The following is a 19,436-nucleotide window of genomic DNA, read 5'->3' as shown; positions in this document are numbered from 1 at the left end:
CCGGTATATTATGATAAATAAATTAAAAAGTATTTTTACCGGGACGAGGTTGGTTTTGGATTATATGTATGATAACGCCCATCGTATAATAACCGGGCTGCCACGTTTAAACCGTTCGCAAATTACTGCACATTTGTTTTTGGGCAGTCAATACAACCTGATAGGGCTAAAAAAATTAAAGGCCCTGGGAGTTACTGCCATAGTAAACATGCGTATGCATAACGACTACAGCGATGCCGAACACGAAGGGATAAAATACCTGCACCTGCCAACTGTTGATAATACGCCGCCACCTTTGGAGGTGTTGTTAAAAGGTGCCGATTTTATAGATAACGAAATTAAAAACGGCGGTAGCGTTTACGTGCATTGCCGGCAGGGCCTTGGCCGTGGGCCAACTATGGCGATGGCTTATTTAATAAAAACAGGTTTAACTTATGCTGATGCCTATGCCATGATAAAACGGGTAAGGATATTTATAAACCCAAGGCCCGGGCAGATAGCGAAGTTGAAGGAATTGGAACTGTATTATAACGATATTACTGATAAAAAATGATGCCCCCTGCCAAACCTCAAAACATCAACTGGATTAACAACCTCCGCCTGGTTGCGCTGTTTGCGGTAATAATGTTGCATAGCAACAGCGTATTGCTGTTACAATATGGCAAGATACCGATGAGCGACTGGGTGGTAGCGGATTGTTTTAATGCGATAGTGCGTTTTGCAGTGCCGGTATTTGTTATGGTAACCGGGGCATTGCTGTTGCACAGGGAGTATGAAATTGGTGATTTTTTAAAGAAACGCACGGTAAGGGTAATTGTGCCATTTGTGTTTTGGAGCCTGGTTTATATTGCCTATTCTGTATATAACGAAGACCTTGTATTGAAAAGTACAGTTTTGGCGAATGTTAAAATGGTTTTGCGTTTACTGGCGTCAGGCAGTTCGTACCATTTGTGGTATGTATACATGTTAATTGGGCTTTATTTCTTTATCCCGGTTATAGGGAAGTTTGTGCGCAACGCATCGGAAAAGGAAATACTGTATTTTTTGGTGGTGTGGTTTGCCGTAATTTTGATAAGCCAACCTTATATGGCACGCTACGGATCATCTGTTGATATGCATTATTTTGCAGGGTTTGCAGGCTACCTTGTGTTGGGCCATTACCTGGCCTTCAAGAATTTTAAGATTAAACATTTGCGCTTATGGATGATCCTGCTGTTTATAGCAAGCCTGTTGTTGATTCCTGTTGGCTCGTGGTTAATTGTTGACAGCAAACAATGGCCGGGTGCCATGTTTTTTGAGCCACTTTGTCCGCTGGTTGTATTGCTTGCAGCCAGTGTGTTTATGATTTTTAAATTATCTGCGCCAAAGCTATCGCCGGTAGTAATTCGAATCCGCGATTTTGCTGGCAGCTTTAATTACGGCATCTATCTTGCGCATGCACTAATATTATATCTTTTGGAAGACCCGCTTGGAATTAGTTATAAACTCTGCACACCGGGAGTCTCGATTCCATTTACAGCGCTGATTTGTTTTATTATAACGCTGGCGTTGGTTTGGGTGGTTAATAAAGTACCATTTGTGGGGAAATGGATTTCGGGTTAATCTCCCAATAAAAACCCTGATAATTAGCGATTTTTTTAAGAGATTTGTACCCTTGCAAACTGTGCTCATTTTATTTTAATGAAGAAACTTACAGAAGATAATGCAGCGAGGTCCGCAGCAATATTAATCTTTATAACATTCGTGCTCCGCTGCTTAATTGCAGGCTATACAGGCCTCGGCATCGGCGAATCCTACTACTTCCGCGGGGCGCTAAATTTCGATTTAAGCTACTTCGATCAGCCGCCTTTGTTTTTTTGGTTGAGCGGGATCAGCGTAAAAATATTCGGGTTAAATAATTTCGGGCTTAGGTTCCCTGCGGTGCTGCTGTTTGCCGGTACCAGCTGGCTGATGTTTTTGGTGACCAGGAAACTGTTTACCGCGAAGGCTGGTTTTTGGGCTGTAGCGACAATGAATTTAAGCGCTGTGTTTACCGTGGCGATAGCTTGCTGGTTTCAGCCCGATGCGCCACTGATGTTCTTCTGGATGCTGGCAACCTACTATATTGTTCAGTTAATGGTTGACCCCGGCGCCGAGAAATCGGAAGCCACGCGTTATAGCCGCAGAACATGGCTGCTTTGGTTGGCGGTGGGGGTAAGCATGGGCTTCGCTACGTTGAGCAAATACCACGTACTGTTTTTATTTGCCGGGGTATTTATGTTTGTGGTTACCAATAAAAGCCAGCGCCACTGGCTCCGTCATCCAGGGCCGTATTTAGCTGTGCTTATCACAATTATTATGGCGTCGCCGGTATTATTGTGGAATGCACAAAACGGCTGGGTTTCTTTCGTTTTCCAGGGTTCGAGGGCAGGGGCAAGCGGTGAACATTTTAAACTGCATTTCGACTGGTTTTTTCGCAGTATAGGCGGGCAGGCAGCGTTCCTGCTGCCATGGATTTGGATACCCATTGTTCGGCAATTGTACATTTCTTATAAGCTGCGCAAACAATTGCTGGCCTATAGTTTTACGTTTTGGATGGCCATACTGCCACTTGTGTTTTTTACGGTGGTAACCCTATGGTCGAACCTTCAATTTCACTTCCACTGGCAGGCACCGGGCTATATGATGCTCTTTATACCCCTTGGTTTTGGTATCGACAGGTGTTTAAGTACAACGGGCAAAGGCACTGTGCTAACCCGCAGGTGGCTTAACTTCTCAGTTTACTTTACTTTAATTACTATAGGCGTGCTGGGTACCCACATGGTCACCGGGTTTTGGCAATGGTATGGTCCTAAATGGATGGTATATCATTTTCACGGCGACAATAACGATCCAACTATTCAAGGGGTAGATTATACCGACATAAAAACCCGCTTTGATAAAGAAGGCTGGACAAATAATCCCAACATATTTACCGGTACCCCGCGCTGGTGGTTAACCGGCAAAGTCGACTGGGCGCTTAAAGGGACGAAGGACATCACGGTGTTTAATAACGACCCGCGCAACCTGGCCTTTATGGTTGAACCGAAAAAGCTGGTAGGCAAAGACGCCATCATCATTAGCGACCAGGAGCAGCTGGATGTTAATGCCGATGCCAAACCATTTTTCGACAGTGTAACACAATTACCGGACATTGATATAGTCCGCAGTGGTAGGGTAGAATATAAGCTGCAGGTTTTTTATGGGAAAAACTTTCATTTGCCGGCTGCTAAACGCATGGATTTGCCATTGTACAGGCAACTGGTTGGTTTGCCGCCATTTGGAAATTAAGCACGAATTTTCACGAATTAAGTCGAATTGCACGAATTAATCAGGCATGAATAACAAAACTATTATCCACTAATTAAGAATGAATTTATTGAAAGTTAGAACTCAAACATTAGATAGAACTGTCATCCAAAATTCGTGTAATTCGTTAAAATTCGTGTCACCTCAATTCGTCAAATTAGTTTTCCTTTTAATTAGCGTCCCGTTTTTTCTATCTGCACAAAATGTAAATATTATCCCCCTTCCAAAATCGGTTGTTAAGGCTGAAGGGCAGTTTGCAATAAGCAACAGCACTGTCATTGGGGTGAACGACAACTCGTTACTGCCGCAGGCTAATTATTTACAAACAGAATTTCAAAAATATAACGGGACACCAATAGCGGTTGACCAGGATGAAACCAAAGCAACCGTTGATCTGCAGCTGCTGAAAAGGGACGAATTGCCCGGCTCGTACAGGTTGAAAATAGAATCAACTAAAATAACTGTTAGTTCGGCCAGCAGCGAAGGCGTCTTCTATGGATTAGTGTCGCTCTTACAACTGATACGCGCTCAGCCACAGGGACTAGTTAATTTGCCGGCGGTTGAAATAAACGATGCACCGCGTTACCAGTGGCGGGGCTTTATGCTTGATGAATCGCGCCATTTTTTTGGGAAGGAAAAGGTTAAGCAACTGTTGGATTGGATGGCCTTTTATAAGCTGAACAAATTTCACTGGCACTTAACTGATGTTAACGGTTGGCGTATCGAAATAAAAAAATATCCGTTGTTAACGACTGTAGGTGGTATCGGAAACAAAACCGACACACTTGCACCAGCAAAATATTATACACAGGCTGATATTAGGGAAATCGTAGCCTACGCGGCGGAGCGGTTTATAACTGTTGTTCCTGAAATCGATATGCCGGGCCACGCCACCGCAGCCAATAAAGCCTATCCCGAATATACAGGTGGTAGCGTAGCCAAATATCCAAACTTTACATTCGACCCAGCCAACGAGAAAACCTATCAATTTTTGACGGATATTTTAAAGGAAACTAACTCATTATTTCCTGCAGGAATGATTCATTTAGGTGGTGATGAAGTTGCACTGGGTATGCAAGCGTGGGCTGGGCGACCAGCTATAACGGAGATGCTTACCAGGAATAAATTCACTTCGCTGGCAGATTTGGAACACTATTTTTTTCGCCGCATGGCCGACTCGGTCAGCAAAATGAACAGCAAAATCTTATGCTGGGATGAGGCCGCGGAAACTGACTTACCCGCTGATAAAACAATAGTATTCTGGTGGCGGCAAAATGTTCCCTCGCAATTAAGGCTGGCCTTGCAGAAAAAATACCAGGTGGTACTGTGCCCAAGACTTCCCATGTATTTTGATTTTGTACAGGATAAAAGCCATATCGCCGGCCGCCGTTGGAGCAGTACGCAATTTAGTACGGTGGGCGGCGTTTACAATTTTCCTTACAAGGAATTCCCGGCAGAAGTAGTTCAATCGCCCCTGATACTTGGTGTTCAAGCAAATTTGTGGACTGAACTGGTTGAATCGCCAAAGCGTCTTGATTTTATGGTGTTCCCCCGCCTGGCAGCGCTATCGGAAGCAGCCTGGACAGACTCGGCACGTAAAGATGAGACATCATTTAATGAAAGGCTGAAACTAAATTTTTCGTGGTACGATAAGGCTGGTATTTATTACTTCAACCCATTTGATATAACCATGCACCCTGAGCCGGTTGATTTTGCACCAAAGATTGTAGTGAAGCCCGGGAAGCATAAAAAGCACGGACATGGGCATAAATCAAAGGCTAGCGGGCATCACAGCAAAAAATGCGAAGCTAAAACCGGGGTTAAAAAGCATCATACAAAAGGTAAAAAGAGAAAATAATATTTCCCCCTGGTCATTTTTTATCACAGAGCCTTAATGGTGAAAATTTCACGCCATTGTTTTTTCTCCGTGCTCTCTGTGTCTCCTCTATATCTCCGTGGTTATTTTTATCCCACCAAATGATGCAAAATTCCGCTTATCAATTTCCGCAATATCATTAACAATTAAGCTTCAAATAGCGTTACTTTTAAAGCTGAAATAATTGTGAAGCGTTTTGAGAAACATCCTTAATAATTCTAAAAGAACAAGGCCTGTATTTTTATTGGCGATAATCATATCATTAATGGCATCTGTAAAAAATGCCTATAGCCAGGCTGAGGTTGAGCCCTGGGGCAACATAACAGGCATCCGCAAAAGCGGGCAACTATTTGATTTTGAAACCAGCCTGCGGGTGGTAAGCACCGACAGGAAACACGCAGCATCAACTGCAAAAGAAAAGCAGCAGCCCCACTACAAACGCGTAAACGACGATGAGCAGGAAGTAACCACCAGTATAGATAGCTTGCATTTTACGGAAAATGTAAAAGACAACGGCAGCGGGAAGATAAAAGTAACCGTTCGATTAACCGCACATAAGGACACCATTCTGCAGGGTGTCTATTTCGTGATAGCCCTACCCAATGAATTTTTAAACGGCGACCTGCGTTATTCAGGTGGCGACAAACCTGAACTTGACCGCTTTGTTAAGGCCAGCCCTGCCGAATATGATGATAACGCAAAAAAGCTGGAGCTGGAAACGACGACCCGGAAATTTAGCGTGAAGCCCAGCGAAAAATCGCTATTGATGGTACGAACTGAAAATGTAAAAGGGCAAAATAAGCTAACGCTATTTATCCCGTTAAAACTCGGCGAAATAAAAAATGGTGAAACCGTTGAAAAGGATTTTGAAATAAGAGCCTCGGGTGAAATTGACAAGACCCCGGTTGCAATTGCGATAAATACCACGCAACAAGGCCGGGCGCTTGAAGGATTGGGCGGTAACTTTCGCTTGCAAAACCCCAAAAACGACCCGCAAGTTATTGATTATTCGCTTCAAAACCTGCGTGTAGCATGGGGACGTGCAGAGATGCCCTGGCGTTTTTGGCAGCCAAAACTTGATGCTGACCCAACACTGGTTGCCGACTCCGGTAAAATTCATCCTGCTGTAAGAAAAGCTATGGAAATGGCACATCGGCTGGACAGCCTGGGCATCCCGGTAATTCTTTCAGCGTGGTTTCCGCCAGACTGGGCAGCCGAGGGTAAGCTCAATTTTCGCCCGGTTAATGGTATTTGGGGCAATAAACTGAATAAAGATAACATGGAAGCGATTTACAAATCCATAGCCGACTATATTATTTACCTGAAAAATAAATATGGCACCGAACCAAAGCTATTTTCGTTCAACGAGTCGGATTTGGGCATAAATGTTAGGGTAACCGCGCAGGAGCATGTTGACTTTATAAAAGGCTGCGGTGCTTATTTTGCTGCGCATGGCGTAAAAACAAAAATGCTGCTGGGCGATAACTCCGATGCTACAACTTATACTTTCATCGACCCTGCTTTGAACGACCCGGATGCTAAGCAATACATTGGTGCCATATCATTCCACTCGTGGCGTGGCTGGGATACACCGATATTGCAAAAATGGGCTGATGCTGCCACCAAACTTGGCGTTCCATTATTAGTTGGCGAGGGCAGTATAGATGCCGCAGCCTGGAACTACCCGGATATTTTCCAGGAACCAACCTATGCGCTGGAAGAAATAAACCTGTATACCCGCATGCTGGCCATTTGCCAGCCCGCATCTATATTACAGTGGCAGCTAACGTCGGACTATTCGCCGTTAATAGGAGGCGGGATTTTTGGTAATAACGAGCCATTGCACCCCGGTCAACGTTTCTGGAACCTTAAGCAGCTATCAATAACACCAAAAGGACTGTGTGCTATGCCGATAACAAGCAGCAAAGCAGATGTTTCGTGCGCAGCTTTGGGTGATAATAGCAAAGGGGCGTACGCCATCCATTTGGTTAATAACGGCTCGAAACGTAAGGTGACTTTAACAGGCCTTCCCGCGGGTGTAAAAGAGCTAAACGTTTACACAACAAACAAAGAGACAAGCATGAAACAAGGCAGCGTGAAAATAAAAAATGGCGCGGCAGAATTTAAAATGCCGGCCACGAGTTATGTGACCCTTATAAGTAAGTAATCTTAAGCCCAAAGTCGAAAGTCTTAGGTTGAAAGAGAAATCTGAGTTAAGACTTTCGACTCTCGAATTAAAACTACGGTTTTTCAACAGTTGTATCCTGTGCCAATACTGCATCGTCAGGAGTTGTACCCAAATCCTTATCAAGATTGTAAAGCGCGTCGTCATCGGCATTTGCACCGCCGGCTTTTTTGATTTTGCCGAGTAAATCAAGCGCCATGGTTTCTTCTTCGGTTTGTTCTTTCACAAACCATTGCATAAAGTTCCAGGTTGCCCAGTCTTTTTGTTGCAGGCTCATATCTACAATGTTGTAGATCCTGGTAGTATTCTCCACTTCCGAGGTAAATACTTTTTCAAAACAATCGTTTACGCTTTTAGGATCAGGCCCGGGTTCGGGTATGGCTGTTACAACAACCTTTCCGCCGCGCTTTAAAATGTATTCCAAAAATTTCATCATATGGTTGCGCTCCTCGTTCGAGTGGCGGAACAGGAAATTGGCAATGCCATCATAGCCTTTATCGCTGGCCCATGCTGCGTAGCTCAGGTAAATCTGGGCGTTATGCGCCTCGTTGGTCATTTGGTCGTTAAGGGCTTTTGCAAGCGAGTCGGATAGTCGATTGGTGTTCATGTCAGATAGATTTATCCACTAAACCAACCTGGTGCAAAAAAGTTTACGGAACAGCGAGATATGCAAGAATATTTTTTGCAAACAGAAGCAGGATACCTGTTGTATCCCGCAGAAATAACACGAAGTTGTATGAGCTAAACTTCCTTATAAGCCGAAATGTGGGTTGTTTTTATCGACAACATGAAAGATTTGCCTACACTGATTTTGATGCTTTTATTTTGAAGCATGGCTTTTATAGCTTCATCAGCTTTAAGAGCCTCGTACAAATCGCGGGCTACAGCCGAGCCGCTGATATTGTTGGTGACCTTTCCGTTTTCTAAAGCTATGTTAAAGGTATAGCCCGATTTACCGCGGTCGCCGGCTGATTCAAAGTCAGTGATATTCAGCTTAAATTGCTGTTCTTCGTTAAGACTTCTTTTTAAGTGCAAACGGATAACGGGGATGTACCTTTTCCAGGTAGTTAAGTATTTTCTTTCTTCCATTGTAATGCAATAAAGGTATCATTAATAAAATAGTAATTAGCCAAACACGGCATATTAATGCTTAGTTAACTTGTTTTGAACGAATTAAAACAAATTAATGGCACAATTTGTATAGTAAATTGGCGTGTTTGCACCCTTGGGCGGTAGTTTTAGACTTGTAGATTTGTTTATATTCAATGGAAATACGATGGCAAATGAAAATAAAAACTTGAGAATCTGCGAGAATGGCCACAAATATTACAAAAGCATGGGATAAAAACGGTGAAGCAGCTTTCGGAATTTGCCAAAGCTGATATTTTATAATTTCACTGGATGGGTCCGGCCTCGATGCCCAAATTGCTGGAGGCATTAACTGCCGAAGGATTATCATTTAAAACCAGGGGTAAATGAACACCCTCATAAACCAATTAAATTATGTTTAAAAACACCAAAGGATACAGCGGTTTTTCGGTAAACGATATGCAAAAGGCTAAAGAATTTTATAATGACACGCTTGGTATTGAGATTTCCGAAAATGAAATGGGGATAATGACCTTGCTTATAGCGGGCGGTACCAAAATTATTGTTTACCCCAAACCCAATCATGAGCCGGCAACATTTACCATCCTCAATTTTAATGTTGACGATGTGGATAAAGCAGTTGATGGGCTTATAGCCAAGGGGATTAAATTTGAGCAATACGATTTCGGGCAAATAAAAACTGACGAAAAAGGAATTATGCGCGGCAACGGTTATGGTCCGGATATCGCCTGGTTTAAAGACCCTGCCGGGAATATTTTATCGGTGTTGAAGGGGGAATAGTTGACTTAGGCGTTGGATATCACATGTCTGTAATATCATATTTTTGTGATTATTGGTGATGTTAATTAAACATCAATATATTGCGTTTATCATCCAATGAAACCAGTATACGACATCATTGGTAAAACCTATAATACTACCTGACTGGCCGACTCGTATATTGCAGGTCGTTTATTATATTTTTTAAATCTTCACCCATCTGGCACGTATCTTGACACTGGCGGCGGAACGGGTAACTACAACCTCGCCCTTAGTAAAAAAGGCTGGTAATAACCGAACATCTTTACCAAACAGCGCTTTATTGCCCTTCAATATAAAAGCTTTGCTTATTTAAAATTGCAGCAATTGGTTGCCATATCCTTAATTTTCATACACTTTTGATACTTCCTGCTTTTGGCCGGCGACATATGTGATACGGCTATTGAATAACAAAAATAACTCTCCGTAAAGTAAAGCCATTTTTGTGAAATTATAATTTCCGTCAGAAGATTAAAATAGTTACAAAAATCGAAAAAAAAGTGACGAAAATACCAACTTATCTGGCCGGTTTACGTAAAAGGGATTGAGTGACCTGAAAACGTGGTGAATGCCTTAATGAAAACTTACGATTTATGAAAAGGATTAATTGAATTTTTTATAGCAATTACTTTCATAATCGTATTTAACAGTGCATTTGCACGTACCTCCCGCACCGATAATAATTTGATAATCAATTGTTTAATGCTATGCGTATTTCATTATGATTATTTTAACTTCTATTAATCTATAAAGAATATGAAAAATCTTTTTAGCTTGTTTGTTTTTTTTAGTTTTTGCAGCCAGGTCTTTTCGCAAACAGTGGTTATTACAGATGATGCGACGTATACTACCGGTAATACATCTTCGGTACTGGACGTCAAATCTGTTTTAAAAGGGTTTTTAGCACCGAGGATGACCCAGGCCCAGCGTACTGCTGTTACTACCCCTCCGGACGGCTTACTGGTTTACCAAACAGATGCTACCAAGGGGTTTTATTACTATAACGGCACAACTGCCGCTTGGGTGCTGCTGGCGGCAAGTGCCGGTACCAATTGGAGTTTAGCCGGCAACGGCGCGACAAATCCAAATACCAGTTTTTTAGGCACAACGGATAACGTGAGTTTTAAAGTGCGTACCAATAACACACAACGCTTTTTGGTTGATAGCGCAGGTAATGTTGCCGTTGGCACTGCCCCTGTATTTACTGCCGGCACGCCCCGCGAGAAATTCCTTGTAGACGCCGGTTCTTCTTCCAATCCTAATACATCCTTTAACGTGATCTCCGGTAAAGGCTATATTGACAATTACCTGCAATTAAATATCCAAAACAAGGCTGCTACTGCCAGCGCTAGTTCGGATGTGGTGGCCAGTAATGACGCAGCCACTGAATTAGTGAATTATGTGGATTTGGGTATTAACTCAAGCGGATATACCGGAACAGGTGTGATTGGCGGCGCAAGTAATGGATATCTATACTCCACCGGTAACGATTTCGCCATCGGTAATGGTACTGCGGGCAAAAACTTAACATTTTTCACCGGTGGCGTTGGCGCCAACGAACGTATGCGTATTGACGGCAGCGGAAATGTTGGTGTCGCAACCACCACCCCAACTGCAAAACTGGATGTTGGCGGCACTTATAAACTTGGAAGCGCAGGTACAGTGCTGACCAATATGATCAAAACCAGTTTTAACATTAATGATAATTCAACATTTGCGTATGGTTCTCCGACGCAAGTAGAGAGTGTGACTGTAACCGGCGCTACTGTTAACGCAACGGTGATTGTTAATCCGCGAACAGCATTACCCCAGGGTATTTCTATTGCCTGGTCGCGGGTAACAGCCACTAATACTATTAATGTTGGTTTTGTAAACGCTGATGCTACGCTGCGCGCTATCGGCAACATTACTTTTGACGTGACAGTGATCCAATAGTGATAAAAATATAAAGAATGAAAAGGTATCCTCCTAAAACAATCAACGTTTACCTCACGCTCGACCAGCTTGTGATGCAGGGTTATTTTAACCCGCACGATCCGGCACCGATTTACAAACGCCAGCTAAGCCATCATTTTGCGCTTTATATAATGGAAAACGTTGCTTTATTTAAAAGGTACGACGTCATCTTTTACAAATTCAAGTACGCAAACGAGATAGATAAACAATATGCCGAACCCATGATGTACGCTATCCGCCGCCATTTCACCGAGTTGAAAGAGGATAAAATAAAGAACTTTAAAAAATACAAACGCCGCAACATCATGATGCTTGTTGCGGGTACCCTGATCGTAACGCTGTTCCACATCCTGATACCAATGGTGTTTACTGCGGGCAAGGGCATTAGTTCGGCGCTTAGTAACAGTCTCGATGTATTTTCATGGGTAATATTATGGCATCCTATTGATGAGCTTGTTTTTAATTGGAACCCGCACCTGGCAAAAATCAACCTGTTTAACAAATTGGCAACCGCGGAATTAATAATTATCGAAAATGAAAAAAAGGCTGCTGTTGACAATAGCGCTCTCAGGGTTGTCGCTTAAATCGTTTAGCCAGTCAAATGGCTTCTTTGAGCAAGACTATTATTGGGGTGGAAACAGACCTTTTTCCTGGGTGCCCGTTGCGGGGTATTGTACAGCCGGCAATTGGTACTTTGAGGCCCGTGGTAATTATGAGGCCATCAATACAGGGTCGTTATACTTGGGGAAAGCCTTCCGAAAAAAGGCGTTGCTATCCTATTCAATCACCCCGATAGCCGGAGTTGTTATGGGCGGGTTTAACGGAGGCTCTGTTGGCGCAAATGTTGTGCTGGATTATAAAAAAATATCGTTCTCATCACAATCACAGTACACGTTTTCAATAAAAAACCCGGCAGCAAATTTTACTTACAGCTGGTCTGATCTAACTTATCAGCTAAATGGGTGGATGGCCGCCGGAGTGTCTTTACAGCAAACAAGGGGACTATTTGAAAAAGGCATTTTAATAAAAGGCATATATAAAAATTTGAGCGCCCCACTGTATGTTTTTAATCCCGCGACAAGCAAAAGATACTTTGTGCTCGGATTAAATGCAGAATGGGGCCGGTAAAGTAAAAATGGTTTAGCTAAGTGCTAAAGCAATAAACAAATAAGTTTTAATAAAAAAATATGTTTACAAGTAATGAGCTTTTTATAGATACCGGCAATACTTTGCTTATTGCTTTTTACGTAACGTGGTGGTTTTACGTGGCAATTTTTTTTGTTGCCTTTATAGTTGGATATTTCTACCACCGGTTAAAAATAGAAAAGCTTTTAAACAGGATTGCTGAACAGCAAAGCGAAATTCACCAAAAGGATGAATTACTTACTTATGCCCGGCGAAACGAACAGATCGCCCGAGGAGAAGCCCAGGCTGCTAACGCTAATAAAAGCCTTCTTTTGTCACAAATAAGCCACGACATACGCACCCCCATGACTACCCTAATGGGCATGGCATCGCTGCTCACCGAAACTTCACTTACCCCCGAACAGCAAGAATATACTTCTGCCATCCTGCTTTCCGGCGAAAGTTTGCTCGGACTGATCAATGATATATTGATGAAAGATATACTTGAATACTCAAAGGTGCACACGGGTAAGGAGCTGGATGTTAAAGAATTTAACTTGCGTAACAGCATTGAAGAAGTATTTGATGTTTTTGCTGTCAAGGCAGCGCATGCAGGTTTGGACCTTGTTTACCGGATTGAAAATAAAGTCCCGGTTCAAATTGTTGGCGATAATCAGCGCTTTCGGCAGATATTGATGAACCTGGTGGAAAATGCCGTCAGGTTCACGCACAGAGGACAAATTTATATAGGCGTACAGTTTATTGAAGCCGATGCGGATAACCGGGTAAAACTGAAGTTCGAAGTGAAAGACAGCGGCATTGGCATATCAGAGGCCAAAATCAGAGAATTATCAAGAGAGCTAATGCAAACAACGCCGCTAATAAAGGTTGAAGGCACCACCGGCGTTGGATTGGTGATTTGTAAAAACCTGGTGATGCTGATGGGTGGAACCATAGCGGTTGACAGTGTAGAAAATAAGGGGACCAGTTTCCAATTTACAATGACGTTTCGAACAAACGTACAGCCCTTATTCCCGCCAATCAGTATCGATATTAAAGGAAAAAAAGTATTGATAATTGACGATAATGCCTCCGTGAGGGATATGCTCAGAAATAGGTTCGAAGGCTGGAACATGATACTATCAGAGGCTGGTTCCGGCAATGAAGCCCTGGAAATATTATCAAACAAGCCGGATTTGGATTTAATAATTACCGATCTGCAAATGCCGGAGATGGATGGTATTACACTAACTCAATCAATACAAAAATTGTACCCAAACACACCTGTTATGCTGCTGAACAGCACAGGAAATGAGGACCATAAAAAGCATCCCGGGCTTTTTAGTTCAGTTATAAACAAACCTATCAGGCGGCACATTTTGAAAGAGCAAGTGATTTCAATGATCAGGCAGACTGAGAAGGTTACCTTGATGAGCGACAATAGCAATAAGCAAAAACTATCTGTCGATTTTGCTAAACAGAACCCGTTAAGTATTCTGGTAGCCGAAGATAACATCATGAACCAAAAAATAGTCGGTAAGATATTAAATAAGCTTGGCTATGAACCTAAAATGACCAACAATGGTAAAGAAGTGCTGGAAGAAGTGAGTAACAAATATTATGATGTGATACTGATGGACGTGCAAATGCCGGAAATGGATGGGCTTGAGGCAACTAAAATGATCCGCATTTGCCTGACTAATCAACCGGTTATTATTGCCATGACGGCTAATACATTGCAGGGCGACCGTGAAGTATGTCTGAGGGCCGGAATGAACGATTATCTCGCCAAGCCCATTAATCTTGGAGAACTTGTAAACTTACTTGAAAAATGGGCCATACACAGCTGTACCCAAGTATAAATTAAAAAAAATAAGGCCATGAAAACTAAAGTTAATATCATATCATTAATCCTTGGATTGGTACTTATTCCGTCATTGTTATTTGGGCAGGGCATAATAATTTCGTCAAATGCTTATGTAATTGCTAACAGCGGCTACGTTGTGGTAACCGGAAATGCGGCAAATTCGGGTACTTTAAACCTGCAAACCGGGAGTTTCACTTTGTCGGGCAATTATACCAATAGCAACATTTACACTCAGGGCACCGGCAGCATCACTTTTAATGGTCAAAACCAGGTTCTCATTGATAACGGCTCCGGCACTATGTTTACCAATGTGTTTTTTAGCGGTAACGGCGGCTCAGCCAATCCGGCCGTTATGAGTTCGGGCAATTTTTCAGTTTCAAGTCAGGGTGTACTACAGATGGTTAATGCAACTTCTTTAAATGCGAATGGCAATTTAACCTTGAATTCAGATATAACCGGTTCAGCAACGGTGGCAGCTATACCTTCAGGTTCGACAATTACTAACAACGTAAATGTACAACGTTATATCAGCGGCGGTGCTTCCAAATACCGAGGGTTCCGCTTTTTATCATCACCGGTATATACAGCGAAAGTGGGGATCAATTATTATTTCGATTTGAGTTATCTTTCATCGTACGCGCCAATTACGGGCAGCCTTGGCGTAGCGGGAGGAATGAGTAAAATAGGTAATCCAACTATTTATTTATACCGGGGCAATATTTTATATAGCAACGGATCATTCAACGGGGGGAATTTCAGGGGGGTCAACAAAATTAATAACTCTACGCTTTATTCGGTAGGCGTTGATTATGATGGAACTTTTAACCTGTATGCAGGCACCGGCTTTTGGTTTTTTTATAGGGGCGACCTGACTAACATCAGCACAAAATATTTTTTAACCACCATACCTGAATCAAATACCTTTGTATCCAAAGGTACATTGAATCAGCAAACAGTAACATTTGTTCACTGGTACACCGGTTTATCCAACTTACAATATGCGGTAGTTCCAGGCAATCCTGCTACTTATGTAGGTTACAATATGGTTGGCAACCCCTATGCCAGCTCAATTGACTGGGATACCTTTAGCGCAACCATCTCAACAGCTGGCATTTATGGACCACAGGTAAATAAAACAATTTATATATATAACGAGGCAACAAAAATTTATGGCACCTATGACGGTACCTTTTCATTAAACGGCGCCTCGCATATCATCCCAAGCGGGCAGGGTTTTTATGTGCAGGCAAAAGACGCAACTGCGCAATTGATTTTTCAGGAATCAGCAAAAACAAATGCCCAGGTAACCGGATCGAACCTGTTATTAAGTAAAAAGCCGGTTAATAGCGGCCCGGTGTTGCAATATGTACGTATGGCAATGTCAAAAGATTCGGATAACATAGAAGAAGCGGTTATCCGGTTTGAAAATACCGCAAAAGACGAATTTGTGATAGATGAAGATTCAAAACATATGGCAGGAACCGGTGGTGTGAATTTTTCAAGCTATACATCGGATAACATAACTGCTTCAATAAACGATATCCCATTACCAAAGAAGAGTCAGACAAAAATTAGATTATATGTAAGTACAACTGCTGATGGTTTATATAAAATAGAGAAGACCGAACTGAAAAACCTACCCGATATTTATGAAGTATGGTTGATGGATGCCTACAAAAAAGATTCGCTGGATATAAAACACAATTCCGTTTATCAATTTAATATATTAAGGAGCGATACAAATAGCTGGGGTGCAAACAGGTTTAGCCTGGTGATCCGTCAAAACAAGGCACTGGGCTTGCATTTATTAAATTTTGCCGCAACCAAAACAGCCAAAGGGGCTGAATTGGTATGGAAAACCGAAAACGAAGAAAACTATACCAACTTTACGGTTGAGAGAAGCGCAGACAATGGTAAAACGTTCAATATAGTTGGCGGCTATGCTTCAAGCAGCGAGGGAACCTATAGTCTGCTTGATAAAAACCCACCGGTTGCAACAGACTTGTATCGCCTAAAGCTGGAGGACTTAAATGGCGCTATAACTTACTCAAATATGGTTGCGCTGGTTTACGGAAACGGAAACAATTCTATTGCCGATAATATTAACGTTTACCCAAATCCGGCAAGTGGGGTAATTAATTTAACAATCAATCAAGGCAGTGTAAATTCCATCAATGCTAATTCGCCTGTGCTTCAATCTCTTAGTTCATCTACTGCTACTAAATCAAGCACAGGCACACAATTATATGATATTAAAATAATAAGTATAGGGGGGGCAATTATTACAACGGCTACCTCATCACAACCAACGTGGCAAAATGATATTAGCCATCTGATGCCGGGTACCTATATTATCCAGGTGACTAATAATGGTGATAAAAGCCTTGTTGGAAAAGCGACTTTTATAAAATTATAATCATTGTTTTTAAGCATGATGTGCAAATTATGAAGTAGTGAAACGACTTAAGGTTATATGTCCTGACACGTTTTCTTTTTAAAAGAACTGTTTTTTTTGGATAACGGTATTGTCATAAGACCTAATTCGGGCGTCATTACTAATCAAAATGATTTGGCAGCAACTCAACGTCGCCAACAAAAAGCCTTTTATTATTCTTAAGCATAAAGGCTTCTTTTATATTAAGCCGAAGCATTTGTTTGTCAACATCCTCAACTTTTACATGCTTTTTAAAATGAATCAGCACCCGGTCGCCTTTTTCCATCATGTACGGGTTTTGCTGCGTACCCGAAACCTTTTCAACGGTAACGGCTTTTGTTTCGACAGGTAATGGTTCGCCATCTTTTGTAATATCCAGCGCATCAGGGGTAATCTGAACCTGGAAGTCGGCGTGGTTTACTATAAATAACTCAGCGTTGAGTGTGTCTTTTAGATAGAAATTTTTTAAGCGGAAATTAAGACCGCAAACGGCTATTTCCTGGTCGCTTAAAAATACAAATTGTGGTTGGGGTAGTTGTTTTAATGTTTCGAGATAACGTTTTTGTTTTTCGTTAAAGTCATTCCTGGTATTAAACGAATAGCCAATTACAGACTTCGCATGCTTTTTACTGTACGCCAGGAAGTCATTGTTTTGTGCAATTGACTTTAGTGAAAGCGTGTAAATACTTCCGCTGCCGGATTTGCTGTACGAAATAACGATGTTATAAGCTGGTTTAAAGCTGCCATTCATGCCTGTAACCTGATATAACCTTGCATCATTAAACGGGTTGAATTTTAAATTAAGGGTGGTGTCATTTCCCTGCTTTAACAAGAAGGGGGTAAAAGCAGTTGTCGGTGTCGAATTTGAGCCATCAGGAATATTCACGGTTATTTCCTGTATCTCTATGTCTTTTGCTTCGGCATTGGAAAGCTTAATTTGTAAACTTAGGTCCTGCTGTTTGATATTCCCTTTTAAGTCGGGCTCTATATGCAACGGCCCGGAATTTATGCCGGCGGTTTGGTAAACTAATTGGTTTGTATCGGTTTGTTGTTTTTTATTACCGATACAACCGGGCAATAGGATGGTGCAGAGTAACAAAAGGAGGAGGGATAGCTTCATTTTTTGATTTTAGAAAGTACTTGAATTAAAAATAAACAAAGAAACATGGCTTTACCCATGTTTCTTTGTTTGGGGGAAACGATGATCAATAACCTGTAATTGACCAGATTGAATAGGCGTGGGGCGGTGCCTGGATTAACACGCGGCCATCAGCAGCTACTGTTTGCACCCAGCCCGAAGCGCCTGTATATTCTTTAATTTGTTTATTTGCCCAGTTGGAAGTTACCCATTGCTGTTGCCAATAGTCGCTTCCGTTAAAATATACAATTACACCGGGCGCGGCACCATAGCCATTTCTCCTGTCGATGTATTGGTCGCTGGCGGAGTATAGATTAGTAGTTGTGCCGCCCGCTAAGGTGCGGTGTATCCATATCAGGTTATTCATCCTGCTTTTGGTGAGCCAGGTTTCATAGTCGTTATAAAATACGCAGGGATAACCTTCGTGGGTCATTATATATGCGTAAGCGGAGTACTTGTCGCCAATAATATCAGTATCATGATTGGATACAAATGTTACTGCTTTGGAACCGTTCCTTTTCAATAACATGTCGTCATTAAGATGGGTAAGGTCGTGGCTGTCAAATGCGTTATGCATGGCGTAAAAACAGGCAAAATCAAATGCGGAGGAGGTTCCTCCTGTTGCATTTACCCAGTTTTGCAGGTTGGCTGCATTGCCGTCCCAGTCTTCGCCAACGGCAAAGCCACCCACGCTGTTCACATAATTTTGAACAACCCAGGCGCCATAGCCCAATACATAATCAAAGCGCCATCCATCATAATGCATGGTGTTTTTATAGTACCTCGACATGCTGTAGCTGGCATTATATACCCAGTTTGAAACATTGGCCTGCGCGTGGCATAAGTCGGGAAAGCCACCGAATGCGCCCTCGTCTGATGCATGGATGTTATTGGGGTGAAAGTCGCTGTAGCTTCTTGGAAATTTACCCGACAGCGGAACAAACTTAGTGTAGGTATTTGTACCTGTATATGGGTTAGCTTCTAAATCGCCGCCACTGCAATGGTTTAGCACCATATCGGCATAAACCTGTATATTATGAGTATGCGCGTTTGTTATTAATGTATTCAGATCGGTTAAATTGCCAAACCGGGTGGTTACCGACCCCATTTGGTTGTAAGTGCCAAAATCAAAATAATCAAAAGGATCATACCCCATGCTCGAACCACCACTTTGGCCTTTTGTTGCCGGCGGAAGCCAGATAGCCGATATACCGGCTGCATCCCAGGCGGCTATTTTACCGTTAACCGTGCCCCACCACGATGTGCCGGTTGGCGTATTCCAGTAAAAAGCCTGCATTAATACGCCGCCGCCGGGACCGGGCGCCTCAAGAGGCGTAGTGTTTTTGATTTTAAGATCGACCGCGGGTGCGGTTGCTTTCACATCAGTTTTTTTGCATTCCGAAAAGGTGAGCAATACCACTAAAAGTAGCGCCTGGCTTAATCTGTAGAATTGTTTTCTCATAATAATTGGTTTTAAGTGTTATTTACAATTGGTTTTTAACTGTCTTTCTAATCACTCCGGGAACGTTCCCGGAACTTTAGATAAATTATCGGGTACAATTTTTATATCACAACCTGGTTTAACCCTGCGCCACTAAAAACATGACAAAAACATGCTGA

General features: G+C 42.3%; 15 protein-coding genes. 11 read left to right on the top strand and 4 right to left on the bottom strand.

Annotated features, from left to right (window positions below; translation table 11 throughout):
• Window positions 1-10: 10 nt before the first annotated feature.
• The 5 genes from NAF19_RS21635 (at window position 11) to NAF19_RS21615 (ending at window position 7,370) form a co-directional block, all read left to right on the top strand.
• Complete coding sequence (locus NAF19_RS21635) at window positions 11-553, top strand: dual specificity protein phosphatase family protein (protein ID WP_252792428.1); 543 nt, start codon at window positions 11-13, stop codon at window positions 551-553.
• Complete coding sequence (locus NAF19_RS21630; protein WP_252792427.1) at window positions 550-1,602, top strand: acyltransferase; 1,053 nt, start codon at window positions 550-552, stop codon at window positions 1,600-1,602. Before NAF19_RS21635 ends, NAF19_RS21630 begins: the two co-directional genes overlap by 4 nt.
• A 78-nt stretch (window positions 1,603-1,680) precedes the next feature.
• On the top strand, window positions 1,681-3,309 hold the full coding sequence (locus NAF19_RS21625) for an ArnT family glycosyltransferase (protein ID WP_252792426.1): 1,629 nt from the start codon (window positions 1,681-1,683) through the stop codon (window positions 3,307-3,309).
• A 154-nt stretch (window positions 3,310-3,463) separates the two neighbouring features.
• Complete coding sequence (locus NAF19_RS21620) at window positions 3,464-5,185, top strand: beta-N-acetylhexosaminidase (RefSeq protein ID WP_252792425.1); 1,722 nt, start codon at window positions 3,464-3,466, stop codon at window positions 5,183-5,185.
• Window positions 5,186-5,468: 283 nt separating this feature from the next.
• Complete coding sequence (locus NAF19_RS21615; RefSeq protein WP_252792424.1) at window positions 5,469-7,370, top strand: hypothetical protein; 1,902 nt, start codon at window positions 5,469-5,471, stop codon at window positions 7,368-7,370.
• 73 nt (window positions 7,371-7,443) lie between these two features.
• Here the strand turns inward: NAF19_RS21615 and NAF19_RS21610 are convergent, their stop codons facing one another.
• Both NAF19_RS21610 and NAF19_RS21605 read right to left on the bottom strand, forming a co-directional pair.
• A complete protein-coding gene (locus NAF19_RS21610; RefSeq protein WP_252792423.1) occupies window positions 7,444-7,995 on the bottom strand; it encodes a ferritin in 552 nt (183 codons plus the stop codon).
• A gap of 134 nt (window positions 7,996-8,129) precedes the next feature.
• Window positions 8,130-8,477, bottom strand: a complete 348-nt coding sequence (locus NAF19_RS21605) for a hypothetical protein (protein ID WP_252792422.1) — start codon at window positions 8,475-8,477, stop codon at window positions 8,130-8,132.
• Between the two features lie 414 nt (window positions 8,478-8,891).
• Here NAF19_RS21605 and NAF19_RS21600 point away from each other — a divergent pair, with 414 nt between their 5' ends.
• The 6 genes from NAF19_RS21600 (at window position 8,892) to NAF19_RS21575 (ending at window position 16,660) form a co-directional block, all read left to right on the top strand.
• Entirely contained in the window at window positions 8,892-9,278 is a 387-nt protein-coding gene (locus tag NAF19_RS21600) for a VOC family protein (protein WP_252792421.1), read from the top strand.
• A gap of 774 nt (window positions 9,279-10,052) precedes the next feature.
• Window positions 10,053-11,231: a phage tail-like protein gene (locus NAF19_RS21595; RefSeq protein ID WP_252792420.1), complete on the top strand. Its 1,179-nt coding sequence runs from the start codon at window positions 10,053-10,055 to the stop codon at window positions 11,229-11,231.
• A 17-nt stretch (window positions 11,232-11,248) separates the two neighbouring features.
• Window positions 11,249-11,836 carry a hypothetical protein gene (locus NAF19_RS21590; RefSeq protein WP_252792419.1) on the top strand — a complete coding sequence of 196 codons (588 nt, stop codon included), beginning with the start codon at window positions 11,249-11,251 and terminating at the stop codon, window positions 11,834-11,836.
• On the top strand, window positions 11,787-12,380 hold the full coding sequence (locus NAF19_RS21585; RefSeq protein ID WP_252792418.1) for a porin family protein: 594 nt from the start codon (window positions 11,787-11,789) through the stop codon (window positions 12,378-12,380). Before NAF19_RS21590 ends, NAF19_RS21585 begins: the two co-directional genes overlap by 50 nt.
• A gap of 59 nt (window positions 12,381-12,439) precedes the next feature.
• Entirely contained in the window at window positions 12,440-14,239 is a 1,800-nt protein-coding gene (locus NAF19_RS21580; protein WP_252792417.1) for a response regulator, read from the top strand.
• Window positions 14,240-14,257: 18 nt separating this feature from the next.
• Window positions 14,258-16,660: a T9SS type A sorting domain-containing protein gene (locus NAF19_RS21575; protein ID WP_252792416.1), complete on the top strand. Its 2,403-nt coding sequence runs from the start codon at window positions 14,258-14,260 to the stop codon at window positions 16,658-16,660.
• Window positions 16,661-16,799: 139 nt separating this feature from the next.
• Here NAF19_RS21575 and NAF19_RS21570 read toward each other — a convergent pair whose 3' ends face one another.
• Together NAF19_RS21570 and NAF19_RS21565 are read right to left on the bottom strand one after the other, a co-directional pair.
• Window positions 16,800-17,798: a hypothetical protein gene (locus tag NAF19_RS21570; protein ID WP_252792415.1), complete on the bottom strand. Its 999-nt coding sequence runs from the start codon at window positions 17,796-17,798 to the stop codon at window positions 16,800-16,802.
• 85 nt (window positions 17,799-17,883) lie between these two features.
• Window positions 17,884-19,278 carry an alpha-amylase gene (locus NAF19_RS21565; protein ID WP_252792414.1) on the bottom strand — a complete coding sequence of 465 codons (1,395 nt, stop codon included), beginning with the start codon at window positions 19,276-19,278 and terminating at the stop codon, window positions 17,884-17,886.
• Window positions 19,279-19,436 lie beyond the last annotated feature (158 nt).

Origin of the sequence: Mucilaginibacter flavidus, assembly GCF_024055575.1 — a bacterium.
In the GTDB taxonomy this organism is placed as follows: domain Bacteria; phylum Bacteroidota; class Bacteroidia; order Sphingobacteriales; family Sphingobacteriaceae; genus Mucilaginibacter; species Mucilaginibacter flavidus.
This window is presented reverse-complemented; position numbering and strand designations above follow the sequence as displayed.